Consider the following 21,639-nt stretch of genomic DNA (forward strand, 5'->3'; position numbering starts at 1 on the left):
ACTTAATCCCTGCAATGAGCTATTCGAAAGCCCTTACTACCGCGCGGCAGTAAGGGCTTTTGTTTATAATGACAACAGGCCTAGGCACCTCGTTACCTCATTTTTCTATCACCTCCTCACTCTAGCCTCTATGCTTTTGCAGCCCCTACATGAGCCAGCAGCAGACCGTGCCGGGGTACAACTCCTGCTCCTGCGCGACGATCTGACGCATCCGGAGCTACCGGGCAATAAATGGCGCAAGCTTAAGTACAACCTGCAGGAAGCTCGCCGGCTAGGCCACCATACGCTGCTCACATTTGGGGGTGCCTACTCCAACCACCTGGCCGCTGTAGCCACCGCCGGCCGCCTGACTGGCCTACGGACCGTGGGCGTAGTGCGGGGCGAGGAGCTAGGCCAGTTGCCCCTCAACCCCACCTTGGCCCAGGCCCGCGCCGATGGCATGGAACTGCACTTCCTCGACCGTGCAACCTACCGCCGTAAGCATGAGCCCGCAGTGTTAGATCAGTTACTGCACACGCTGGGTCCAGCCTATATTCTTCCCGAAGGTGGCTCTAATACCCTAGCGCTACCGGGCTGTGCTGAGCTAGTGCAAGAGCTAAAAGCCGATTTTGACTACCTGTGCGTGGCTTGCGGCACCGGCGGCACGCTGGCCGGACTGCTCACTGGCCTAGGTGGTCAGCACGAAGCCCTGGGTGTTGCAGCCCTTAAAGGCGCTGACTTTCTGCGGGATGATATTAACCAGCTTACCCAGCAAGCCACCGGCACTACCTACACAAACTGGACACTGCACACCGCTTACCACGGCGGCGGATACGCGCGCCTCTCGCCAGAATTACTACACTTTGTGCGGGAGTTTGAGCAGCGGCACGGTGTATTGCTCGACCCAATTTATACCAGCAAACTACTTGTGGGAGTGCTTGATTTGTTGGAGCGAGGCTACTTCCGCCGCGGCAGCACGGTGGTAGCCGTGCACACGGGTGGCCTACAGGCCTGGGCTGGTTTTCGGGAGCGGCTTACTCTGCCGCTGTAAGTGTACTTGGCTTCTGGGCGCGTGGCAGCAGCGTAACTAGCCGCAAGCCGGCCAGCGCAAATACGCAAGGCAGCAATGGCAGCAGGAAGCGTACGTCCCAGTCTTCTACCGTCATCATCACCACAGCTCCTTGTATCAAAATCACGGCCACCAGAAACACGCGAGCCGGCAGCCAGGCCCAGGTAGCGCGAGCACCCTGCCAAGCCAACCAATAGCAAGGGTAGATGAATACCACAATCATTATAATGTGCGACCAGGAATAGTAACTCTTTACATAGCTGAAGAACAACCCGCCTTTCAGCAGAGCCAGCTTAGTGGAATACACTGGGTTACACAGAATAAAATATCCTAACCGCAATACTGGTGGCAGACCGGTGGGTGGGAACAATAGAGGCTCGGTGGGTTCTACCACCCAATGCGTATAGCCGTAGATAATTTCCCCCCGCAGATAGGTTTCTACTAGTGTGAAGGTGAGCAGCAGCTTGTTCAGGATTATCCAGAGCAAGGGTGCCAGTAGCAAGAGGCCTAGCCACGCCCGCCGATAAGCTTGTTGCCCCGGCTGCTGGCGCACCTCTACGAACGCCGCTACAGCGCCCGCTGCCGCCACTACAAATCCATTTGGGCGTACAATGCCCGTAAGCAAGGCCAGCACCCCAAACAGCAGCCAGCCCCTAGGTCCGCCCTTGTTCGCCCGGCATAGCGCCCAGAACGAGAGAATAGTCAGGCTGGCAAACAACGACTCAGTAAGGATGTACACATTAAACTGTTGGGCATCGCGCCAGCCTACCAGCGCGGCTGTGGCCAGCGCGGCGGGGCGCCAGTCGAGAGCATTGGGCGTTAGGCGGCGTAGCGTGGTATAAAAGGCGCGGGCAGCCAATCCGGCCACGGCCATCTGCCCCAGGGCAATGCCCCACCAGCCAGCACCCACCGTCAGCCAAAAGCTGATAAACAACGGATACCCCACGTACCGCAAATTATGGTCGCGCTCGAAGTGCCATTCTTGAGCAATGCGCGTGCCGTAGGCCAAGTACCGACCACTGTCGTTGACGTAGCGCGGGCCGTGATGCTGCCAAAGCAATGAAAGCTGCACCAACACCCACAGCCCCACCAGCAACCAGCTGTGCCACCGGCGCAGCCAAGAGGGCCCCGGTGCTACTTCGTGGGCAACTGAAGGCGCCCCAATAGCTGACGTAAGTGGTGGAGTAACGAGCATAAGCAAGGCAAAGGTACTGGCAAAAAACGCACCCCAACCGGCGGCGGCCCGTAAGTTGTATACTCGTGCTTAACTTACTTTATGCCGCTTACTCGTTTGCTCCGTCGTTTGCTGCCTCTGGCTTTCTTGCTAGGCCTAGGGTGGTTTCTGTGGACGAAAGTCCGCCCCACGCTGCTGGAAAACCCGCTGAACCCCGAGCCTCGTATCACGGTGACGCATAATACGGTGCTGGAAAAGGTAGAAGACCTCGGCCGGCTGGAGCTAGTGCAATATCAATTCAAGGACGTAGTAGAATACAAGAAGAGCACATACCGCTTTCTGCCCGATGCCAAAGTGGCCCTCATTGTGGCTGGTCACGCCGTGGGCTGCCTCGATTTGCGCAAGGTGCGCGCCCAAGACGTGGTGCTGGAAGGTGACTCCATTGTACGGGTGGCGCTACCCGCTCCGGAACTTTGCACCTGGCAGGTTGACCACGACAAAAGCCGAGTGTATAGTGTAGAAAACGGCTTTTTCCAGGATGCTGAGCTGGTAGATGCTGGGTATAAGTACGCCGAAGCCAACGTGCGCACCGCCGCCTTGCAGTCAGGTATCTTAGCGCAAACTCAGCAAAACGCTGAGAAAATTTTACGTCCTATGCTAGAAACCCTCACGGGTCGGCGCGTGGTGCTAGTGCAGCAAATGCAGAACCCCCAACGCCCGGCGCGGCGCTAACTTATTAACCAACAATATGAAAGTTGTTGAATACGAGCGCAGCCTGCAGTGGGTAGGCCACCTGCATTGCCCCACCTGCCAGCACGATAACCTAAGCTGGCGATCCAGCAGCATGAGCGAAGCTTTTCCGCACTTCTACTGCTCTCACTGCTCCAATGTGTACCTAGAACGCCAAGTTCAGGAGTTGGTGTATTATGAAGCCACTCCGGCGCTGCTTGCCCAAATTGGCGCTACCCTGCCACCCTGCATATGCGGCGGTCATTTCACACCCACTGCTAGCCCTAAATGCACCGTGTGCCATCACGAGGTTCCTTTGGTACTCGACCCCGTTCAGCACTTGCAAGACCCTAACATGGTAGTACTCGATGGCGCCTGCGTGCTTTACGACCAAGGTGAGCCGTATCAGGTACGCATTATTTCGTAACGCAGCGTGGCTTAGTCCTCGTCTTCCTCCGGCACTTTGCCCATATCATCGAGGGCCATTTTGATGAGATCCTGCTCGTAACCTTTGTTCATCAGGAACACCTGAATTTTCTGGCGGCGGACCCGAGGGTTCTTTTCTTTCTCTAAGCGGTCTTTTTTTTCCAGCACGTCTACCAGGTTTTGGTAGTACTCGTCGCCGTCAATTTCCTTGAGGCCTGCCTTGATGCAGTACTCTGATATACCTTTTTGCTTTAGCTCCTGCACAATGCGGCGGCGGCCCCATTTTTTATGCCGGTAATGTCCCCTCACGAAGCTTTTGGCGTACCGCTCCTCATCTAGCAGCTTCTCACGGCTCAAGCGAATAATGATTTCGCCAGCCTCATCCTCGTCTAGGCCATACTCCCGCAACTTAGCCTCTACCTCTTTTTGGTTACGCTCTTGGTACGCGCAAAACGCAGCAATTTTCTGGAGCGCTTCAGTGGGGGTATAAAACTTCTTCTTGGCGGGTTGCATCATAGGGGAAACCTAAAAATAGGGGCTTGTGACTAGGCCACATAACACGACGTTGCCCACCTCTAAATCGTTCGGTGGTGTGCAACTCTTGGGTGGCTAACACGCCATGCGTATCAGTAGCATTTACAAGTCGCAATGACCAGCATACCGTTTCTATTTGCGCGGTCATTTCGTCATTCATATTCATGAATGCAGAAAAGGTTTAAACAAAATTTTATCATTTTATCTAATTATCAACGACTTACAAAATACCAAGTAATACGTAATTCTGCAGTACTAATACGTAAAAATTGCTCTATACTGGTCAGATAAGTACTCACGGGACGTAAGAAGCAAAGGAATTTTCACCCTTATTATTCATACTTCCTTATGTCAAAACTTCACGATTCGGGCGTGACCGATCAAGGGCCTACTGCCCTAGTACAGCCCATCCAACGTCGGTCCTTCCTAAAGTACACTGGAGCTAGCATGGCCATTTCAGGTCTTCTATTAGCTGGCTGCGATGATGACGACGACCCCAATAACTCAGGCAATTTACTAGATGTAGGGAGTGGCGACAACGGCGTGCTAAACTATGCTTACGCGCTGGAGCAGTTAGAAGCCGCTTTCTATGCGCAAGTGAAAACGGGCACGTATTACTCTAACCTAGGTGCCGCCACTTCCGAGAAGCAAATCCTCGATGATTTGGCTTTGCACGAGAAGGCGCACGCTGAGTTCTTTAAAACTGCTCTGTCTACCAATGCTATTAAAGCACTGGAACCCGATTTCTCGAGCATCAACTTCAACGACCGCACGAGCGTGCTTACTGCAGCTCAGACGTTTGAAGACTTGGGCGTAGCGGCCTATAACGGCGCTGGACGGTACATTCAGACGGCAGCTTACTTAGTTATTGCTGGCAAAATCGTGTCAGTGGAAGCGCGTCACGCTGCTCTGATTCGAGACCTGCTTAGCTACAACCGCTTCGTCGATAACGATGTGGTAGACCTGTTTACGCCTACTGGCAATGCCTCCACTCCTGGCGTGGGCAACGGCACTGGCCTAGAGCGCTCTATGAAACCCAATGATGTATTGGCCAAGGCTAATGGCTTCTTGAAAGAAGGATCTAAACTCAGCGCTAACAACCTGAAGTAACCTTCCTAAGCCTCTCATTTCACTATTCATCTTCGCCTTTCGTCATGGACCTCTTCAAAATAATTTCAGATATCGAAAAAGTAGACCCGGAAATTTACGAGCGCCTCGATTCGCGCCGCCGGGTGTTTAAACATTTTGGGCTGGCAGGCAAAGCCGTAACGGGCGCTATGCTGCCGGGCCTGGTAAGCGGGTTGTTCCAGCGTGCATACGGCCAGACCAATTCCCTACCAGCCGATATTGTAGCCGTTCTGAACCTCGCGCTCAGCCTGGAGTACCTCGAGTTTTACTTCTATGATTCAGGCCTCGCCGCTCCTAACCTCATTCCCAGCGCCGACCGTCCTGCATTTGAGAAAATTCGCAATGATGAGTCGGGTCACATTAAAGTGCTGCGTGGTGCCTTGGGCTCTGCTGCTATTCCCGATCCTACTCGTAACGCATTTGACTATAGCGGTGGCCGCGGCACTGGTGTAGGCCCCTTCGCTACTGCCCTCGTTAACAACTACGCGTTGTTCTTAGGCTCTTCGCAGGCATTCGTTGATACGGGTGTTCGGGCATACAAAGGTGGTGCCCCTACCCTCATGCCAAATAAGGATATTCTGGAAGCTGCCCTCAATATTCACTCAGTAGAAGCACGTCATTCCTCACACGTACGCACCGTGCGCCGGGGCTTAGCCGCATCACAAAGCGGACAGGGGGCTACTGGCGTTGCTGGAGACTTAAGCAACCTGAATGCTCGGCCAAAAAGCTGGATTTCAGGGACGGATAACGGTGGCCCTTCGCCAAGTACGAATCCTTCTACTGCTCCCGTTTATGGGGCCGGCAATCCTGCTACGGGTGCTCCTACAGCTATCTTCTTCCCTGCTGAAAACAACATATCGCAGGCCGGAGTAGACATTTCCACTATCGCCGGCTTGAATGCCACGGCCGCTTCGGAAGCATTTGATGAGCCGCTAGACCCAGCTACAGTGAAGTCAATCGCCCGGAACTTTGTTAACGCGGCTGTAGCACCCAATCTGTTCGTGTAAACAGCTTAAAACAAACTTAGCTTCAAAAGGACAGCCCGTAGGCTGTCCTTTTTTGTTTACCGCAGACGCAGACAACCTTACAGGCCTAGATTATATCTATCTTGACCAGACTGTGGCTTCTATCCTTATGCGTTCTGTTTTATTTCTGACTTGCTTTTTCTTCTTCGCCCTTGTAGCGCAGGCCGGCATTGTACGGGGCTTAGTTTCTGACCCCAAGGGTCAGGCTTTGGCTTTTGCTAATGTGGCGGTGCGGGGCACGACTACCAGCACTGCCACCAACGAGCAGGGGAATTACCAGCTGCGTTTGGCGCCGGGCAACTACGAGTTGGTATTTCAGTACGTGGGGTACAAGCCCCAGCAAATTGCGGTTAGCGTGGCAGGAGGTGATACTGTCAAGGTGCTGAATGTTACGCTGGTGCCGGAAAGCTACCAGTTGCGGGAAGTAGTGGTGCGCTCTACTGACAAAGACCCGGCCTATACCATTGTGCAGCAGGCCATTCAGTGGCGCAATTACCACCAGCGTGAAGTGGCCGCATTTAAAGCCCGAACTTACATCAAGACGCTAGCACGCTTTACCGACGTACCGGGCAAGATTATGGGTTTGGTGAAAGTAGGCCCCGACTTCAAGCCCGGCATCTTCTACCTGTCAGAAACGGTATCTGAAATGAGTTTCCGACAGCCCAACGTGGTGCAGGAGCGCATGATTTCCTCCCGCGTAAGCGGTGATACCAAGGGTATCAGCTTCAACCGTGCCAGCGCCGGGCGCGGCCTCAATTTTTACCAGAACGTGCTGAAAAGTGGCTTTTCGGAGCGAGGCTTTGTATCCCCGATTGCCGCGAATGGGCCACTTTTTTACCGCTACGAGCTAGAGGGCAGCACCCAACAGGGTAGCCTGCTCATCCACAAAATCAAAGTAACTCCGCGCCGCCGCTCCGACCCAGTTTTCTCGGGCCACATCTATATTGTAGATGGCACTTGGCGCCTGCATTCCGTGTCCCTGGACCTGACCAAGGACGCTCAGCTTGACTACGTCGACAACCTGCACATCGAGCAGATCTTTGCCCCTGCTCCTGGGCCTTCCGATGTGTGGGTTATGCAGTCGCAGAAGGTAACGGTTGGCTTTACGGCTCTTGGGTTCAAAGGCAATGGCTACATCACGGCTATTCTGTCGAATTACAAGGTAACGCCTACCTACCCCAACCGCCCCGCCCCTACCGTTGCAGCCCCTGCCCCCACCACCAAGGACCCCGCCGATGCTCCCGTTACCCGCGAAACCGTGGCCGATGTGAAAAAGCAGAAGCCCAAGCTCCAGGGGCTTAGCGCCGCAGTACGCCGCCAGTCGAAGCAAGCAGCCCGCGATACCAGTGGCCTAGGCCTGGGTAAGCTGAAGCGCGGCGAGGTGATGCTAGTAGAGAAAGGCGTGAATGAGCGTGATACAAGCTACTGGTCGTCGGTGCGGCCTATTCCACTCACGGCCGAGGAAGAAAAGGACTACCAAGTAAAGGATAGCACGGAGGTAATCCGGAAGTCGCGGCCATACCAAGATTCGTTGGACCGTAAGCGCAATGAACTGGAAGTAGGCAAGCTCCTGCTTACAGGTTATGTCTATAACCAAACCTACTATAAGCGGCAGTGGTACGTTGCGCCAGTGTTCAACATCTTGAACTACAACACGGTGGAGGGCGTGGTAATTAACCCTCAGGCGACCTTCACCCAACGCACCGACGACCGCCGGGTGTGGTCCGTAACGCCTTCCTTACGCTACGGAGTTAGCAATAAACTTTTGAGCCCCAGCCTTTCGGCCTACTGGCAGTTTGATGCCGTAAAGTTGTCTCGGGTGAGTGTACGAGTGGGCCGCACCATCGAAAACTTCGACCCCAGTAGTCAGCTCACGCCCTTTATTAACTCGTACTACACGCTGCTCAAAAACCGTAACTATGCCAAGCTTTACCGCCGCGATGGGCTGGAGCTGGGCTACCAATGGGAGCCGGTAAACGGCCTCACGGTACAAGCTACGGCCAGCTATTTCGATAGGCGGGAGCTATATAACACCACCAACAAGCTGTTCGTCGACAAACCAGAGATAGGGTTCACACCCAACGCTCCCGTTAATGCAGAGCGCCCTACGGGCTTCGGTCGCAGTCAGGCCCTCACTACGGAACTGAGCGCTTCCTTCCGGCCAGGTCAGCGCTTCATCACTCGTCCTGATGGCAAGTTTAACCTGGGCTCCAAATACCCAACGTTCTTGTTCCGGTGGCGCCAGGGTGTGGGCAGCATGCTGGGGTCTGATGTACGGTATACCTTGCTGGAGGCAGGTCTCCGTCACTCTCTAAGCCTAGGCCTGTTGGGTACCAGCAACTACCGCGTTGCCGCTGGTTTCTTCCCCAGTTCGCCCCGCCTCGATTTCATGGATTTCCGGCACTTCAGCGGCAACCGCACTTATCTGGCCAGCGACTTCAGTCAGTTTCAACTTCTCGATTATTACCGCTTCAGCACCCAAGACCGTTTCCTGGAGGCCCACTACAATCACCATTTCAATGGCTTCCTGCTCAATAAGATTCCGCTGCTGCGCCGCCTGAAGTGGCAGGAGGTAGCTTCCGTAAATTACCTCACTACGCCCGCCGCCAATCACTACGTAGAGCTGGGCGTAGGCGTAGAACACGTATTCAAAATCCTGCGCGTCGACTTCTACACTGGCCTACAGTCGGGCGAGCGAGTAGGTACTGGCCTACGCGTAGGGCTGGGGTTCTAGAGCAACGGCTCCGCATGCAAAAGGCCGCCATCCTCTAGTAGGATGGCGGCCTTTTGCATGCGGAGCTAGGTGTGCGTATTACTTTACTTCTTCAAAATCTACGTAGTCGCCCCCCTTAAACTCTTTGGGCTGAGGCTTCTGGCGGGGTGGCACATAATCGACGTGTACCTCACCGGTTGAGCCGTTGCTGCGGGGTTGCGCTGGCTCGAAAGGAGCACCGAAGGGGTTGCCACCCGCAGCCTGCCCGTAGCGTCGGGCCTGCTTCTTAATAAAGTTGCCAACTACCATTCGCAACACTACGGGCAACACGAAGCGGGCGATGAAAAAGATGATGAGAAGAGTGAGCAGGAATGTAGCCATTAACGGGTAGCCTCGGGGAGAGCAGGGGAAATGGGTTGAAAGTAAAAGTCGGCCGTGACGGCGCTGGTTAGCTGCGCCTCAGAGCAGGGTACCAATTCAGAACGCTCAGAAAGTATAAATGGTTTGTACCCCAGCTCCGCCAGCAAGTTTACCACTCCCAGGCGGTTCTCTAGGCCATTTAGCTCGGTTTGAATCAGGGGCTGGAAGCGCCGTAAGGTAGCCTGCATGTGCCGGAATACCTCGTACTCGAAGCCTTCCACATCACACTTCACAAAATCGAGCCGCTCTAAGTGGCCGAACAGCTCATCAGGTACCCGCATCGGCACGTCGTAGGTGCGGGCATAGTGCTCCTGTGTGTTGCTAGCGGCTACTTTGGTCATACCATGGTGCAGTAGGCCGTCGCGCTCGGGGGTGCCCATTTGCACGGTAGTATTCTCCCCACCAAGTGCGTAGGGCAGCAGCGTCAGATTCTGGAAGTGGCTCAAGCGCACATTGTCTTTCCAGATGGCCTGAAAGTCAGGAATAGGCTCTACGGCCAGCACTTTCCCTTCCGCTCCTACCAGCCGGGACAACGCCACGGAATAGTAACCCAGGTTAGCGCCAATATCCACGCAGGTAAAGCCAGGCTTCACTAGTTTTTCCAGGAAAAACAGCTCCGGATACTTCTGGCGCCCCCAACCCATGCCCACCAACCGCAGATACACGCGGCTCACCAGACGGATATACGACTCGAAACCAAGCGCGCGGACCAACAGCTTACGGAATTGCTTCATCATAACGGCGCAAAGGTAGCACGCCGGGCCGCGTTCGTGCGTACTAGGCTCTGGTCAGCCGTTGAGGTGGTGCCCGCCCGCTTATTTGCGCGTTTTACTCCAGGCCCGCGAAAAGCCCGCCGTGGCCAGGCCACCTAGCAAGTACCAAGCTACCGTCATGGCCTTGGTTTGGGGTGTGCGGTTACTGGGCGCTTCGCCCAAGCCCATGGGCCCCGGCAATACCACGCCGCCTACCCCGGCAGCCAAGCCGAGCGCTGCTCCCCGCACCCACACCCCACGGCCCGTACCTACCAAGCTATAGTACAGGCCATTGCTAACCAGATCGCCGAGCATGGTTAAACCATAGGCCGTGTCCTCGTTGGGTTGGGGGGCTCCAGCTTTTCGAAGCAGCTTGCGTAGGCCACGCTCCCCAAGCACATCCATGCGCGGCGCATCAGCGGGCCGCAGATGCCGTACGGTTTCGTGGAGGATATTGAGTGCTACAGCCCCGGCTAGGCCACTGCCTAATGCCTGCAAAACAGAAGATGATTTTTTCATAAGTATTGTCGGAATATAGATCAGGCCATGCCCACTTCGGTATACGGAGTGTCGTCAGGGGCTTGGCAGGATCTTGCAAAAAAGTGTTGTTTGTGCTTGCGTATTGTTTCTTGGGCTGCCTATCTTTGCTGCCCCCGACGGATACGCCGCCGCGGAATATGCCTCTTTAGCTCAGTTGGTAGAGCAGCTCATTCGTAATGAGCAGGTCGTTGGTTCGAGTCCAATAAGGGGCTCCAATAGAAAAGGCCCCGTGTATACATTATACACGGGGCCTTTTTCTGTTCTAATATTACTGGCCTTTACAGGTCGCTGGCGTAGTCGTCGTCGTAGCTGCGGGTAGCGCCGCGGTACACTGAGTCGCTGCTGCTATTCCACTTTGAGTCGCCACTGTTGCTCTTCCATTTTGAGCTGGAGCCGCTCTCCGAAGAGCCACGGTATGAGCGGTAAGTTTCGCCTTTTGAAGCGCTGCTCTTCGAGCGTAATGCCAGCCAGCTTAGTCCGCTCACCAGCAAGGCGCCACCTACTACTTTTTGGGTAGGCGTGAGCTTGTTTACCTGGTCAACTGCTTTGCTGCTCAGGTCTTTAATTTGCTGGGGCAGCTGGTTTACATCAATATTTTTGAGCCACTGCTGCTGGTCTAGCCATGATTTCTGCTGGCCACCTTGGCCTTGCTGCTCACGCTGGCTTTGCTCTCCTTGCTGGCTGCTGCCTTGCGCAGATGAGGCCGAGGCGCTGTTCTGGCTGCTATTGCTGCTGCCGCTGTTGCGCGACGATGAGTTCTTGTCCGATGAAGCGGATGCGCCGCTAGCAGATGCGTTCTGCGAGCTTTGGCTGGAGGCCGAAGCGCTGCCGCTTGCGCTTTTACCAGAGGCCTGCTGGCGATTGGTTTCCGAATCCATAGCCGAAGCAGAGTTGCCTGGCGCAGGAGTACCAGCGGCACCGGCCGACATAGGAGCACCGGAAATATTTTTATTGGAGGAGTTCGAGTTCTGGTTGGAGCCGTTATTAGGCTGGTTCTGCTTGTTTTCCATGGTAGGGAGGGATTTTCGTGATAGAGAAACACCAAAGGCTGAGCTGAATAGCTTACCTACCCCCTATTCGTGAAAAGGAGTTAAAAAGTTATATAAAGACCAAATAAATACACCAACAAGCTCCAGCGTACCCCCCTACGTCAACATCGCTTACTGGCCTATAACATCCAAAATATGCTTTCCTAGCTTATCGAGCAGCTCTATATAAGTAAATGTTGCCTAGCACAAGTGGCACTTACACATATATCTATTAAGCCAATTCCCCTTATAGCTATAGGCTACTAGTTCTCTAAGTTTTCAGTGCACTGTAAAACAGACTGCTAGTTTAGGCTCTGTTTCCTTTCGGAGTAGGGTGACGCTGGTCGGATGGAGGTAAAGGCATGCCTTGCGCGTAAAGCACGGCATCTCGCTCTCCGGCTTCGCGGGCAGCTACCTCAAATGGTATGTTGTAGTACCCATGCCGAATCCAGCCCAGCAGGTAGCGCCACAAAAAGCCAAAGCGCCCATACTGTTTAAACTGCCGGATGTGTTCCATCTCGTGCGCCACCCAGTGCGGATCGCGCAGAAACTGCTCACGTGAGGCTCCACTCAGATGGATACTATTGCCGAGTACCATGGCCACACTCTTGGCTTTCAATTTAGTGCGGGCTACCCGGGCAAAAGGAGAATTTTCGATGATGCGTGGCAGCTCCATATGGTTCAGCAAAACAGGGCGGAGTATACGCACCTTTTAACCAAGCAGTTGAGTTTTGATGCTTGATTTTTTCACGATATAGTTGGCCTTTAAGAAGAACTTTTACCTATTTGGGGTACTAAAGTTGGTCTTCCCCAATTTTTGGGCCTAGCTTTAAGAATCGGTACAACAAACTGTTCAGCTTGTTATGCCGCTGTAAGTTGCTCTTTCTACCTCTCACTTTTTCGTTTTCCAGGTTTCTCGCCTATCGAAAAAAGCTCAACGCGTCAGGTTAGCCGGTTGCCCCGGTTACCTATTTTGCCACCTCCCGACGGACAATGAAAAACAGCATCCTGTATTGCCTCGCCGCGGCCTCGATGGTCCTCTCCTTTTTCTTCGAAAGAACTCCCGCAACACTTCAGCCTTCATCAGCTGTTTCAGCTACCCAGGAAGCATCCTTCCTCAGCGGTCTGCTCGACACCGATGATCCGCACTCCAACTTGCTGCGTACTTCTTCTGATTCAACGGAATATAGCAAATATGCGCAGCGCCTGGGTATTGAGCCCAGCTTTGATGAGAATAAAGACTTGCTGGCCACTGTGGTATCCTGGTTGGGTACTCCTTACCGCTACGGCAGCAACAGCAAAAGCGGCACCGACTGCTCGGGCTTCGTGACCCGCGTATTTAAAGAGGTATATGGCATTACCCTGCAGCGCAGTTCCCGCTCCATGTTTGAGAAGGTGAAGCACGTGCAAAAAGACGAAATGCAGACCGGCGACTTGGTATTCTTCCGTCGCGGACCCGGCCAACCCATTTACCATGTGGGCATCTACCTGAAAGATGGCAAGTTTGCCCACTCAGCTACCAACGGTGGCGTGATGGTGAGCTCCTTGCACCAGGCCTACTACAGCCGTAATTTCTACGCCGCTGGCCGCGTAGAAAACGACTAGGCTACATAGCCCTTCATACTAGCACTCAGAAGCCTCATTCTCCAGAATGAGGCTTTTTTTGTTGATTTGTGGCCTACGAAACCCGAAAACTATTTCGGCCTGAAACAGTATAGCAAAGCGCTGGTCATCTGCTGATGACCTTCCTATTTACTCCTTCCTACCGCTTACTCATATGGCTAACGAAACCCCCAAAGGCGAAAGCATTGCTTCCTCGCCCCTCTTCAAAAAATTCGTCGGTAAAGCCGAAGAATACATCAAGAAGCCCACGCGCATGAAGCAATTGCTGAATGACGCGTATCAGAAAGCAAGCGAAAAGAATGATGTTGGTTCCCTGGCTCATGAAGCCTGGGAAACGCTCCAGACGCTGTTCCGCCTCATTCGCACTTCTATCTCGGGTGAGTACACTGGCCTACCTACCAGCACGGTAATTGCGGCCGTGGCCGTGACCATTTACTTCTTGAGCCCCATTGACGTTATTCCGGACTTTATTCCGGTGCTAGGCCTGCTAGATGACGTAGCACTGGTGGCTTGGTTTAGCACTACCATCAAGGAAGAGCTAGACAAATTTGCGGAGTGGGAGAAAACTCGCCCCACGGTAGTAGAGGATGACGAGCCAGTAGCTGCGTCGGCCTCAACGGCTGCTACCTCTCACATCACCCCCGTAGAAACTCCAGCCGCCGACCGCCCCACGGCAGTTGATACCGACAAACAAGCGGCCGAAGCTAAGCTGCACGCTGATACGGCGGCCAATACCACTGACAGCAGCCGCGAGCCTAACATGACCACTGAGTCACGCCCCAGCGGCGGTAATCCAGGTGGCAACGTTCGCTAGGCCTATTTAGCCCCCATAAAAAAGCCCGGAACGCACGTTCCGGGCTTTTTTATGGGGGTATTACATCGTCGTGAGCTGTGGCCCTAGGCCGCCTTGGCGTGCGAGGCTACATAGTTTACAAAGTCGCCCACGGTAGCGAGAGGAACCTCATCGGGGATGACAATGTGAAAATTACGCTCCAGCTCCAAAATAATATCTACCACATCAACCGTGTCAAAGCCCAGCTCGTTGCTAAGGCTGCTCCCAATACGCAGGCGTCGGGCTTTGATAGCCTTACGCTTGCTGATAATCCGCAGTACTTGCTGCTCAATGGTTTTGGATGGGGAAGTCGTCGAAATGTTCATAGGGGAAACGACAAAGAACGGGGTACTAAACAGGTAGTGGCGGTGGTTCTGGCACTCCCCCGCCCTTCGGGCGAAGGAGTACCAAAGCCTGCTAATGGGTTGCAAGCTCCACCTGAAAAATTCACTTAGTATTCGGCCAGAACTGGCGGACGTGCAGCTTCAACTTCGGTTTCTGTAGGAGCCTCATCTTTCTTCAAGCGCAGCTTCAGACTCTCGCTCAGCAGGTACATCACCGGCACTACCAACAGGGTAATGGCTGTCGCAAACACTAGGCCGAAGATGATGGTCCAGGCTAGCGGGCCCCAGAACACTACCGATTCACCACCGATGAAGAAGTGTGGGTTACCAGAAGCAAACAGCTCGTAGAAGTCCACGTTCAGGCCAATAGCCAGCGGAATCAGACCCAGCGTGGCGGCCGTAGCCGTCAGGATTACGGGGTTGAGGCGGGTACGGCCAGCCAGCACAATGGCTTCACGCAGTGGCATACCCTGGGCGCGCAGAATGTCGGTGAATTCCACTAGCAGAATACCGTTTTTCACCACAATGCCGGCCAGCGCAATAATACCCACGCCCGTCATTACAATACTGATGTTCATGCCCGTAATGGCTAGGCCCCAGAACACCCCCGCAATAGAGAATAGAACCTCCGAGAGAATGATAACTGGCTTGCTGAACGAGTTGAACTGCGTAACCAGAATCAAGAAGATGAGTGCCAGAGCCCCTAGGCCTGCCATGGGCAGGAAGTCGGTGGTTTCTTTCTGATCTTCCTCGGCACCACCCATTTTGATGGTGTAACCCGCCGGCGTGGGGAACGACTTGAGCGCCGTCCGAATGTTGGCTACCACGTCGGGTCCGGTATAGCCGTTCAGCACGTTGGAGGAAATGGTGATAACGCGCTTGGTGTCTTTGCGCCGGATACCGCCGTAGGTGGAGCCGTAGCTCACCTGGGCAATAGATGAAATAGGCACCTGGCGCACGGCACCAGTAGCGTCGCGGAACGTGAGCGGGGAGTTGATGATGGCATCTACGTCGTTGCGGTAGGGCTTGGCGTAGCGCACCTGCACGGGGTACTCATCATCAGGGGTCTTGAATTTGCTGGCCTCCGAGCCGTAGATAGCAGTACGCACCTCTAGGCCTATCTGACCAGTGCTGATGCCCTCACGGTTAGCCCGAGTCCGGTCGATGTTCACGGCAATTTCGGGGTTGCGGTCTTCCAAGTTAGAGCGCAGAGCTTCCACACCACCAATGTTGAGCGAATCAACGTAGCGAGTTACTTTCTTGCTCAGCTTAGCCAACGTGGGATAATCGTCACCAATCACCTCAATGGCAATGGGCTTCTGCTGGGGCGGACCGCTAGCTTCTTGGTCAACCGAGATTTCGGCGCCAGGGATACCCTTCACCACTTCCCGGATTTTATCCATGTAGGTACCAGTGGCGGGGCCGGTCCGGTCGCTCAGCTCCTTGAAGGCTACGGCAACCTTACCCATGTTCGACATGGCCGTTCCGCTCGACGAAGAGGCGTCGCTGGGGTCGCCAGCGCCAATGGCCACGTTGGTAATCACCGATTCTACGTCGGGGTTCTTACGCCCAATAACACCATAGATCCGGTTTTCCAGCACTTTCGTGATAGAGTCCGTAATTTCTACGCGGGTACCCACCGGCATTTTCAGGTAGGTGTAGATGAACTTGGGGTCGCCTTTAGGGAAGAAGTCCACCTTGGGCCCACGCATGCCAATGGCCACAAATGAGCCAATGAACAGCACAATAACGCCTACCATTACCAAGGCTGGGTGGCTGATAGCCCACCGCACCAAGCTGGCATAACCGTTCTGGAACTTGGGCAGGGCGCGCGTCTGGAACCAGGCAATCATCTTCACCAGCACGAACTTATCGAGCAGGATGAAGCCAGCCAAGGCCAAGCAGATATTGCCAACGAAGTGGCCTAGCAGGCCGCTGGTTTCACCGTCGGGGCCCACCTCGGGGGTAGCCCCCAGGGCCAGCACGTTGAACAGGATACCCAGCACCACCAGCACACCTATGGCAATCTTGAGACCCTTGCTTAGCTTGGGCTTGCTGTGCAGATCTTCTTCGAAGTGCTCTTCGCGCTCCATGAAGCTCACGGCAAACACCGGGTTCATAATAAAGGCCACCACCAGCGACGACATCAGGGTAATGATGAGCGTTACGGGCAGATAGTACATAAAGGAGCCCACAATGCCAGGCCAGAACATTAGCGGCACGAAGGGCGCCACAGTAGTCAGCGTACCAGCCAATACAGGCACGAATACCTCACCGGCGGCAAACTTGGCGGCCTTTTCGGTCGTCAGCTCGGGGTGCTCGTGCAGCAGACGGTGTGTGTTTTCGATTACCACAATGGCGTCGTCCACCACAATACCCAGCGCCAGCAGGAAGGCGAAGAGCACAATCATGTTTAAGGAGAAGTCGAAGCCCGGGATAATCAGGAAGGCCAGGAACATCGAAATCGGCACGGACAGGCCTACGAACATAGCGTTGGTAGTGCCCATGAAGAACAACAGGATGGCCGTTACCAGCAGGAAGCCAATAACGATGGTGTTGATCAGGTCGTGCAGGGTTACGCGGGTGTCGTTGGAACTATCACCGGTGATGGTAACTTTCAGCTCCTTGGGCAGCGTTTTCTCGGCATCACTCACCAACGCCTTGATTTTGTCGGAGGCGTCAATCAGGTTTTCGCCCTGGCGCTTTACCACGTTCAGGGTAATGGCAGGCTTGCCATCGAGGCGAGCGTACGACTCCCGATCCTTGAAGCCATCTTGCACGGTAGCAATGTCGCCGAGGCGTACGGCGGCTCCGTTCAGGTTCTTTACCTGAATATCAGCAATGTCTTCGGCACGCACGTACTGACCAGCCACACGCACGGCTCGCTTCTGCGCCCCTACGTCAACAGAACCACCCGAAATGGTTACGTTTTCCCGAGCAATAGCATTGCTGATGTCGGAAAAGCTCAGGCGGGAGGCGCGCAGCTTGTTTAGGTCTACGTCCACGTTCACCTGCTGATCGAGGGCACCCACAATATCTACCCGAGTAATTTCGGGCAGGGCCTCAATCTTGTCCTGGAAGTCGTCGGCGTACTTCTTCAGCTGTACCGCCGGCAGGTTGCCGCTCAGGTTCACGAACATGATGGGCTGCTCTGAGATGTTGATTTCCTTCACCGTAGGCGGCGAGGGCAAATCATTGGGCAGCTCAGGTGCAGCCTTATCTACGGCATCCTTCACCAGTTGCTTGGCATATTGCACGTCCACGCCCGAGTTAAACTCGATGTCAACAATACAGTAGTCCTGGTTGGAGGTGGAGTTGATTTTCTTTACCCCGTTTACACTCTTCAGCTCCTTTTCGAGCTGGCGCGTCACCAAGTTCTCGATGTCGGCGGGTGAGGTACCGGGGTAGATGGTAGCCACGATGATGCGCGGAATAACGATGTCGGGGAATTTCTCTTTGCCCAGCTTGATGTAGGCAAAAATCCCCGCCACGCACAGCAGCACCGTGATGATGTAAATGCTGGTTTTGTTGTTAATGGACCAACTGGTAGGCCCAAACTCTTTCTCTATATCCTGCATGGCTTTGGGAGTTGACGTTGGGGGCAACGCTGATTACAGCGTTACTACTTGGCCTTCGTTCAGGGTTTGGTAGCCGGCGGAGATTACCTGGTCGCCGGGTTGTAGGCCACTGGTTACTTCTACCTTGCCGTTGTAAGTATTGCCGGTCTGGATAACGCGTTTGGTGGCTACTTTCTTACCACCTTTCTCATTCACTACCAGCACGTAGCTGTTTTGCTCATCTTTCTGCACCAAGTCTACGGGCAGTACGGTAGCGTTCTGGCGGTCGTAGTTCTGGATGCGCACGTTGGCTACCATGTTGGGGCGCAGCTGGCCGGCCTTGCTGCTGTTCAGGCGCAGCTCCGTAGTGAAGGTGCGGCTGGTAGGGTTAATAGTGCTGGACACCACGCGCACCGTGGCGGGCAGTTCCTCGGCACCTAGGTCAGGAATAGTTACCAGGGCTTTGTCGCCGGCTTTAATGCGAGAAGCGTAGGCCTCCGACACATCGGCCAAGATTTTACCGGTGCCGCTGCTGCTGATCAGTCGCACCACGGGGGCGCCAGGGGCTACGGTTTCACCCAACTTAGGCAATACATCGTCTACAGTACCGGCAAAGGGGGCTACTACGCTGTAGAGGGCGCGCTGCTGGTTTAGAGAAGCCAGGTTGCGCTGCAGGGCCTGGTAGTTGTTCTTGGCCTGCAGGTACTGGATTTCCGTTCCGATTTCCTGCTTCCAGAGGCGTTCCTGCTTTTCGTACACCACGCGGGCCAGGTCCATACGGGTCCGCAGCTCGGCAATGCTGGCATCAAGCACAGAAGCATCTACAGTGGCTAAGGTCTGGCCTTTGCGCACCTGGTCGCCGCGCTGCACGCGCAAGCTGGTGAGCGTGCCAGCGGCCCGGGCGGCCACGTTGGCGTTCTGGTCGAAATCAACCCGGCCCTGCAGCTCCAAATAGCTCTTGAAGCTTTCGGGCGCTACTTTAATAACGGAGACGGGCGTAGTCTGGGCAGCTTCACCTTCGGCTTTAGCGCCGGTTTTGGCTTCCAGCTCAGCAATCTTTGCCTGATTGGCGGCTTGTTCTTGTTTCAACTTGGCCAACTCAGCCTTGGGGTCTTTGTCGCCGCAGGCGGTCAGCAGGCCCAGAGTCAGGAGTAAGGCAGAAGCAGCGTATTTCATTTGAGGAGAAGCTAGTAGCTTATAGCAAGGAGTTAGGGAGCTAGTCGTTGATGGCAGTGCGGCTGGGTCAGAAGCTGCTAGCTCCTAGCTTCTGACGCCTAGCTTCTATTTCTGGGCTTGGTTGTACAGCTCTCCTGTTGCTTTGTCGCGGTCTACTTTAGCCACCAGCACATCGTAGAGGGCAGCGTAGTAGTTGGTTTGCGCTTCACGCAGAGAGGTTTCAGCCGTCACCACTTCAATGTTGGAGCCTACACCCTCTTTGAACTTGATGCGCGACACGCGGGCCACTTCATCAGCCAGGTCGAGGTTGGCGCGCTGGTTATCCAGCACATCCAGGGCGTTGATGAGGGTGGTGCGGCTTTGGGCATCCTGGAGGTCAATGCTCTGGCGCAAGGTTTCGAAGCCACGCTCAATGGTCTGCTGCGCAATACGCGCCTGCTGCACCTGATACTTGCGGCGGAAGCCATCAAACACCGGAATCTGCAGACTCAGGCCCACGTTGCCGAAGCCAAACCAGTTCTGGTTAGGGAAGCCATTCGAATTGCGAGAGTCAGGGCCACGGAAGGCAAATAAGTCGCTCCGGGTTTTCGCTGAGCCCGTAAAACCGTAGGCAGCCGTAGCTACGAGGCGCGGGTAAGCGCCAGCCCGGCGGTTAGCCAGGTCTAGGCCAGCCAGAGCCTGCTGGGTCTCCAGCGTTGAAAACTCGATGCGGTTGTTGTAGTTGAATGCCGCGGCCAGCTGCCCGGTGCGGGCACCACTAAGGGCCGTTTGCTGGTCCTGGCGGTTTTGCTCAAGCGTATTGGTTGAAGCAGGCACAGGGGCGTTAGGTACTCCCCCTAGGCCAGTCACGCCAGCCCCGGTTGCCAAGTTAGCCACGCCCAGGCGCTGACGCAGAGCTCCGGCATCAACAACCGCTGCGCTCAGCGAATCGGTTAGCTGTACGGCTTGTTCCTGGGGTAGGCCCATCTGGAATTTGAGCAGGGCTACGCTCAGCTCCGTGAGGCGCTGGGCCTTCTGCTGCTCCACCACCAAGTTGTTGCGCTGCACCTGCAGGCGCTGCACATCCAACTTCTCAGCAAAACCAGCTTTGAACGTCTGGTTGGTTTGGAATAGAATCGTGTCGAGGCGCTGTACGTTGCGGCTCAGCAACTGCAGCCGCTCACGGGCTACCAGCGTGCTGTAGTAGGCTTTGCTTACCTGCTCCACCACATCAATTTCAGCCTGCTGGGTTTGCTTCTGAGCCAGTTGCTCATAGACTTTTGCTGCCTTTAGGCCAATCAGGTAAGAGCCATCAAACAGCAGCTGCGATACGGAAGCGCTGGTGTTGCCCGCGTGGCGCAGTCCGAATGCCAGTGCTTGTGGAGGCACCGGATCAGAGGGTACCGTAACGGGGGCAATGTTCACGGTTTGGCCGGCCTGGGCTGCCGCTACGTCGGCGGCGGTCAGGGGCGTCACGGTTGACCCACCAGCAAAGGCACCAAAGTCTACCAGACTCTTCTGGAGCTTGAAGTTGTCGGCGAGGTTAGCGGCTACGTTTACCTGGGGCAAGCCCGCCGACCGAATTTCTCCTACCCGCGCTTTGGCCGTCTGCTCGCCTAAGCGCGTGGCCAGCAACGACGACTTGTTCTTAATAGCATAATCAACGGCCTGCTGCAGCGACAAGGGCATATTGTCTACTATAGCTGCCTGGTTGTTTAGTGCCGGCTGCGAGGCCGTGGGCGTTTGCGCCAGGGTAGCGCCAGCGGGGGCCAACAGGCCCGGCCCGGCGGCCAGTAGCAAAACGCGGAGGTTCTTTTTCATATGGAAAGCAAACTCTGGTGTCGGAGCGGTTATTCTTCTTCCGTCACGTGACGGTATTCATTAATCAACTTGTGGCCCTTCAGCGTCACCATCCCTAGCAGGAAGTGCTCGTTGCACACCATTTGCACGCGGCTCTGGTTGAACTGGGTGTGGGGGAACAGAGTAGGATCGAAAAGGATATCAATTTGAGCCAGGCGCAGGCGCGAAAGCACCTCAATGTCGAGGTCGGCGCGGTAGAGGCCCTCCGCCACGCCGCGGCGCAGGTTGTCCTGAATCTGGCTCAGGATGTATTTATTCTTGTGCGCGTGGAACAGGTTCCAGGCCTCAGGGTAGTATTTGCGCAGGTCGTGGATGGCATTGGGGTTTACTTCCGCGAACTGGCGTTCCGCCCAGTCCATCATCTGCACCATCTCATCCACCGCGTTCTGGGTTTTGCCGATGATGCCTTCGCACTCCCCTTGTACCCCGTTTAAATGGTTGGCAATAACGGCCGATACAATCTGGTCTTTGTTCTCAAACCATTTATAGAGCGTTTTCTTGGAGATGCCTAAATGCGTGGCAATGTCATCCATCGACACGCTTTTGATGCCGTTGCGGGTAAAGAGCCCCAGGGCAGCTTGCAGGATTCTGTCTTTCACTTCCATCACTTCGAGGACAAAGGTACTATGGAAACTTTAAATGATTCCTAAGTTTCCATTAGTATTTTGCTATCAATTTTTGTGACGGATAGTTCCCCCATTGTCTGACGATTAGTCCGACTGAATACTTTAGCTGGTGATAACTTTTTTCT

The 21,639-nt window shown here is 54.8% G+C and carries 19 protein-coding genes, 1 tRNA gene and 1 pseudogene; 9 read left to right on the forward strand and 12 right to left on the reverse strand.

Features of this window, described 5'->3' with window-relative positions; translation table 11 throughout:
* Positions 1–130 precede the first annotated feature (130 nt).
* Complete coding sequence (locus tag EU556_RS18445) at positions 131–1,030, forward strand: 1-aminocyclopropane-1-carboxylate deaminase/D-cysteine desulfhydrase (protein WP_135435617.1); 900 nt, start codon at positions 131–133, stop codon at positions 1,028–1,030.
* Here EU556_RS18445 and EU556_RS18450 read toward each other — a convergent pair.
* Positions 1,014–2,243: a hypothetical protein gene (locus tag EU556_RS18450; protein WP_135435618.1), complete on the reverse strand. Its 1,230-nt coding sequence runs from the start codon at positions 2,241–2,243 to the stop codon at positions 1,014–1,016. The genes EU556_RS18445 and EU556_RS18450 overlap by 17 nt on opposite strands.
* An 81-nt stretch (positions 2,244–2,324) precedes the next feature.
* Here EU556_RS18450 and EU556_RS18455 point away from each other — a divergent pair, with 81 nt between their 5' ends.
* A complete protein-coding gene (locus EU556_RS18455; protein WP_135435619.1) occupies positions 2,325–2,954 on the forward strand; it encodes a DUF4230 domain-containing protein in 630 nt (209 codons plus the stop codon).
* A 16-nt stretch (positions 2,955–2,970) separates the two neighbouring features.
* The gene (locus EU556_RS18460) at positions 2,971–3,378 is read left to right on the forward strand and encodes a hypothetical protein (RefSeq protein WP_135435620.1); all 408 of its coding nucleotides are present in this window, start codon (positions 2,971–2,973) and stop codon (positions 3,376–3,378) included.
* An 11-nt stretch (positions 3,379–3,389) separates the two neighbouring features.
* On the opposite strand, the gene EU556_RS18465 is transcribed toward EU556_RS18460, so the two are convergent.
* Positions 3,390–3,893, reverse strand: a complete 504-nt coding sequence (locus tag EU556_RS18465; RefSeq protein ID WP_135435621.1) for a regulatory protein RecX — start codon at positions 3,891–3,893, stop codon at positions 3,390–3,392.
* Positions 3,894–4,259: 366 nt separating this feature from the next.
* Here EU556_RS18465 and EU556_RS18470 point away from each other — a divergent pair, with 366 nt between their 5' ends.
* From EU556_RS18470 to EU556_RS18480, 3 genes are all read left to right on the forward strand, one after another.
* Entirely contained in the window at positions 4,260–5,021 is a 762-nt protein-coding gene (locus EU556_RS18470; RefSeq protein WP_135435622.1) for a ferritin-like domain-containing protein, read from the forward strand.
* A 44-nt stretch (positions 5,022–5,065) separates the two neighbouring features.
* Positions 5,066–6,046, forward strand: coding sequence for a ferritin-like domain-containing protein (locus EU556_RS18475; protein WP_135435623.1), 981 nt, complete (start codon positions 5,066–5,068; stop codon positions 6,044–6,046).
* A 127-nt stretch (positions 6,047–6,173) separates the two neighbouring features.
* Positions 6,174–8,798: a DUF5686 and carboxypeptidase regulatory-like domain-containing protein gene (locus EU556_RS18480; protein WP_135435624.1), complete on the forward strand. Its 2,625-nt coding sequence runs from the start codon at positions 6,174–6,176 to the stop codon at positions 8,796–8,798.
* Positions 8,799–8,876: 78 nt separating this feature from the next.
* Here the strand turns inward: EU556_RS18480 and EU556_RS18485 are convergent, their stop codons facing one another.
* The 3 genes from EU556_RS18485 to EU556_RS18495 all read right to left on the reverse strand — a co-directional run bounded on the left by EU556_RS18485 (position 8,877) and on the right by EU556_RS18495 (position 10,468).
* Positions 8,877–9,158 carry a DUF4834 family protein gene (locus EU556_RS18485; RefSeq protein WP_135435625.1) on the reverse strand — a complete coding sequence of 94 codons (282 nt, stop codon included), beginning with the start codon at positions 9,156–9,158 and terminating at the stop codon, positions 8,877–8,879.
* Positions 9,158–9,934 carry an FkbM family methyltransferase gene (locus tag EU556_RS18490; protein WP_135435626.1) on the reverse strand — a complete coding sequence of 259 codons (777 nt, stop codon included), beginning with the start codon at positions 9,932–9,934 and terminating at the stop codon, positions 9,158–9,160. The genes EU556_RS18485 and EU556_RS18490 overlap by 1 nt, the downstream gene beginning before the upstream one ends.
* 78 nt (positions 9,935–10,012) lie before the next feature.
* Complete coding sequence (locus tag EU556_RS18495) at positions 10,013–10,468, reverse strand: hypothetical protein (protein ID WP_135435627.1); 456 nt, start codon at positions 10,466–10,468, stop codon at positions 10,013–10,015.
* A gap of 160 nt (positions 10,469–10,628) precedes the next feature.
* Between EU556_RS18495 and EU556_RS18500 the strand changes: the two genes are divergently transcribed.
* Positions 10,629–10,704, forward strand: a tRNA-Thr gene (locus tag EU556_RS18500).
* A gap of 63 nt (positions 10,705–10,767) precedes the next feature.
* Here EU556_RS18500 and EU556_RS18505 read toward each other — a convergent pair.
* Entirely contained in the window at positions 10,768–11,499 is a 732-nt protein-coding gene (locus EU556_RS18505) for a hypothetical protein (protein ID WP_135435628.1), read from the reverse strand.
* A 325-nt stretch (positions 11,500–11,824) separates the two neighbouring features.
* Positions 11,825–12,226 (reverse strand): hypothetical protein, encoded by a 402-nt coding sequence (locus tag EU556_RS18510; RefSeq protein WP_245327793.1) that lies wholly within the window; start codon positions 12,224–12,226, stop codon positions 11,825–11,827.
* A 284-nt stretch (positions 12,227–12,510) separates the two neighbouring features.
* Between EU556_RS18510 and EU556_RS18515 the strand changes: the two genes are divergently transcribed.
* Together EU556_RS18515 and EU556_RS26680 are read left to right on the forward strand one after the other, a co-directional pair.
* Positions 12,511–13,122, forward strand: a complete 612-nt coding sequence (locus tag EU556_RS18515; protein ID WP_135435630.1) for a C40 family peptidase — start codon at positions 12,511–12,513, stop codon at positions 13,120–13,122.
* 271 nt (positions 13,123–13,393) lie between these two features.
* Positions 13,394–13,648: pseudogene (locus EU556_RS26680) on the forward strand (YkvA family protein); the annotation flags it as partial.
* 389 nt (positions 13,649–14,037) lie between these two features.
* Here the strand turns inward: EU556_RS26680 and EU556_RS18525 are convergent.
* From EU556_RS18525 to EU556_RS18545, 5 genes are all read right to left on the reverse strand, one after another.
* Positions 14,038–14,298, reverse strand: a complete 261-nt coding sequence (locus EU556_RS18525) for an acyl carrier protein (protein ID WP_135435631.1) — start codon at positions 14,296–14,298, stop codon at positions 14,038–14,040.
* A gap of 125 nt (positions 14,299–14,423) precedes the next feature.
* Complete coding sequence (locus EU556_RS18530; RefSeq protein WP_135435632.1) at positions 14,424–17,894, reverse strand: efflux RND transporter permease subunit; 3,471 nt, start codon at positions 17,892–17,894, stop codon at positions 14,424–14,426.
* Between the two features lie 33 nt (positions 17,895–17,927).
* The gene (locus EU556_RS18535) at positions 17,928–19,049 is read right to left on the reverse strand and encodes an efflux RND transporter periplasmic adaptor subunit (RefSeq protein ID WP_135435633.1); all 1,122 of its coding nucleotides are present in this window, start codon (positions 19,047–19,049) and stop codon (positions 17,928–17,930) included.
* 105 nt (positions 19,050–19,154) lie between these two features.
* Entirely contained in the window at positions 19,155–20,849 is a 1,695-nt protein-coding gene (locus tag EU556_RS18540; protein WP_135435634.1) for a TolC family protein, read from the reverse strand.
* Between the two features lie 29 nt (positions 20,850–20,878).
* Positions 20,879–21,493 carry a TetR/AcrR family transcriptional regulator gene (locus EU556_RS18545; protein ID WP_135435635.1) on the reverse strand — a complete coding sequence of 205 codons (615 nt, stop codon included), beginning with the start codon at positions 21,491–21,493 and terminating at the stop codon, positions 20,879–20,881.
* Positions 21,494–21,639 lie beyond the last annotated feature (146 nt).

Source organism: Hymenobacter fodinae, assembly GCF_004745825.1.
GTDB lineage: Bacteria > Bacteroidota > Bacteroidia > Cytophagales > Hymenobacteraceae > Hymenobacter > Hymenobacter fodinae.

Bases quoted from the DNA above. Each gene is read 5' to 3' on its own strand.
- EU556_RS18445 (WP_135435617.1), top strand. From the start codon at position 131: ATGCTTTTGCAGCCCCTACATGAGCCAGCAGCAGACCGTGCCGGGGTA.
- EU556_RS18450 (WP_135435618.1), bottom strand. From the start codon at position 2,243: ATGCTCGTTACTCCACCACTTACGTCAGCTATTGGGGCGCCTTCAGTT.
- EU556_RS18455 (WP_135435619.1), top strand. From the start codon at position 2,325: ATGCCGCTTACTCGTTTGCTCCGTCGTTTGCTGCCTCTGGCTTTCTTG.
- EU556_RS18460 (WP_135435620.1), top strand. From the start codon at position 2,971: ATGAAAGTTGTTGAATACGAGCGCAGCCTGCAGTGGGTAGGCCACCTG.
- EU556_RS18465 (WP_135435621.1), bottom strand. From the start codon at position 3,893: ATGATGCAACCCGCCAAGAAGAAGTTTTATACCCCCACTGAAGCGCTC.
- EU556_RS18470 (WP_135435622.1), top strand. From the start codon at position 4,260: ATGTCAAAACTTCACGATTCGGGCGTGACCGATCAAGGGCCTACTGCC.
- EU556_RS18475 (WP_135435623.1), top strand. From the start codon at position 5,066: ATGGACCTCTTCAAAATAATTTCAGATATCGAAAAAGTAGACCCGGAA.
- EU556_RS18480 (WP_135435624.1), top strand. From the start codon at position 6,174: ATGCGTTCTGTTTTATTTCTGACTTGCTTTTTCTTCTTCGCCCTTGTA.
- EU556_RS18485 (WP_135435625.1), bottom strand. From the start codon at position 9,158: ATGGCTACATTCCTGCTCACTCTTCTCATCATCTTTTTCATCGCCCGC.
- EU556_RS18490 (WP_135435626.1), bottom strand. From the start codon at position 9,934: ATGATGAAGCAATTCCGTAAGCTGTTGGTCCGCGCGCTTGGTTTCGAG.
- EU556_RS18495 (WP_135435627.1), bottom strand. From the start codon at position 10,468: ATGAAAAAATCATCTTCTGTTTTGCAGGCATTAGGCAGTGGCCTAGCC.
- EU556_RS18505 (WP_135435628.1), bottom strand. From the start codon at position 11,499: ATGGAAAACAAGCAGAACCAGCCTAATAACGGCTCCAACCAGAACTCG.
- EU556_RS18515 (WP_135435630.1), top strand. From the start codon at position 12,511: ATGAAAAACAGCATCCTGTATTGCCTCGCCGCGGCCTCGATGGTCCTC.
- EU556_RS18525 (WP_135435631.1), bottom strand. From the start codon at position 14,298: ATGAACATTTCGACGACTTCCCCATCCAAAACCATTGAGCAGCAAGTA.
- EU556_RS18530 (WP_135435632.1), bottom strand. From the start codon at position 17,894: ATGCAGGATATAGAGAAAGAGTTTGGGCCTACCAGTTGGTCCATTAAC.
- EU556_RS18535 (WP_135435633.1), bottom strand. From the start codon at position 19,049: ATGAAATACGCTGCTTCTGCCTTACTCCTGACTCTGGGCCTGCTGACC.
- EU556_RS18540 (WP_135435634.1), bottom strand. From the start codon at position 20,849: ATGAAAAAGAACCTCCGCGTTTTGCTACTGGCCGCCGGGCCGGGCCTG.
- EU556_RS18545 (WP_135435635.1), bottom strand. From the start codon at position 21,493: ATGGAAGTGAAAGACAGAATCCTGCAAGCTGCCCTGGGGCTCTTTACC.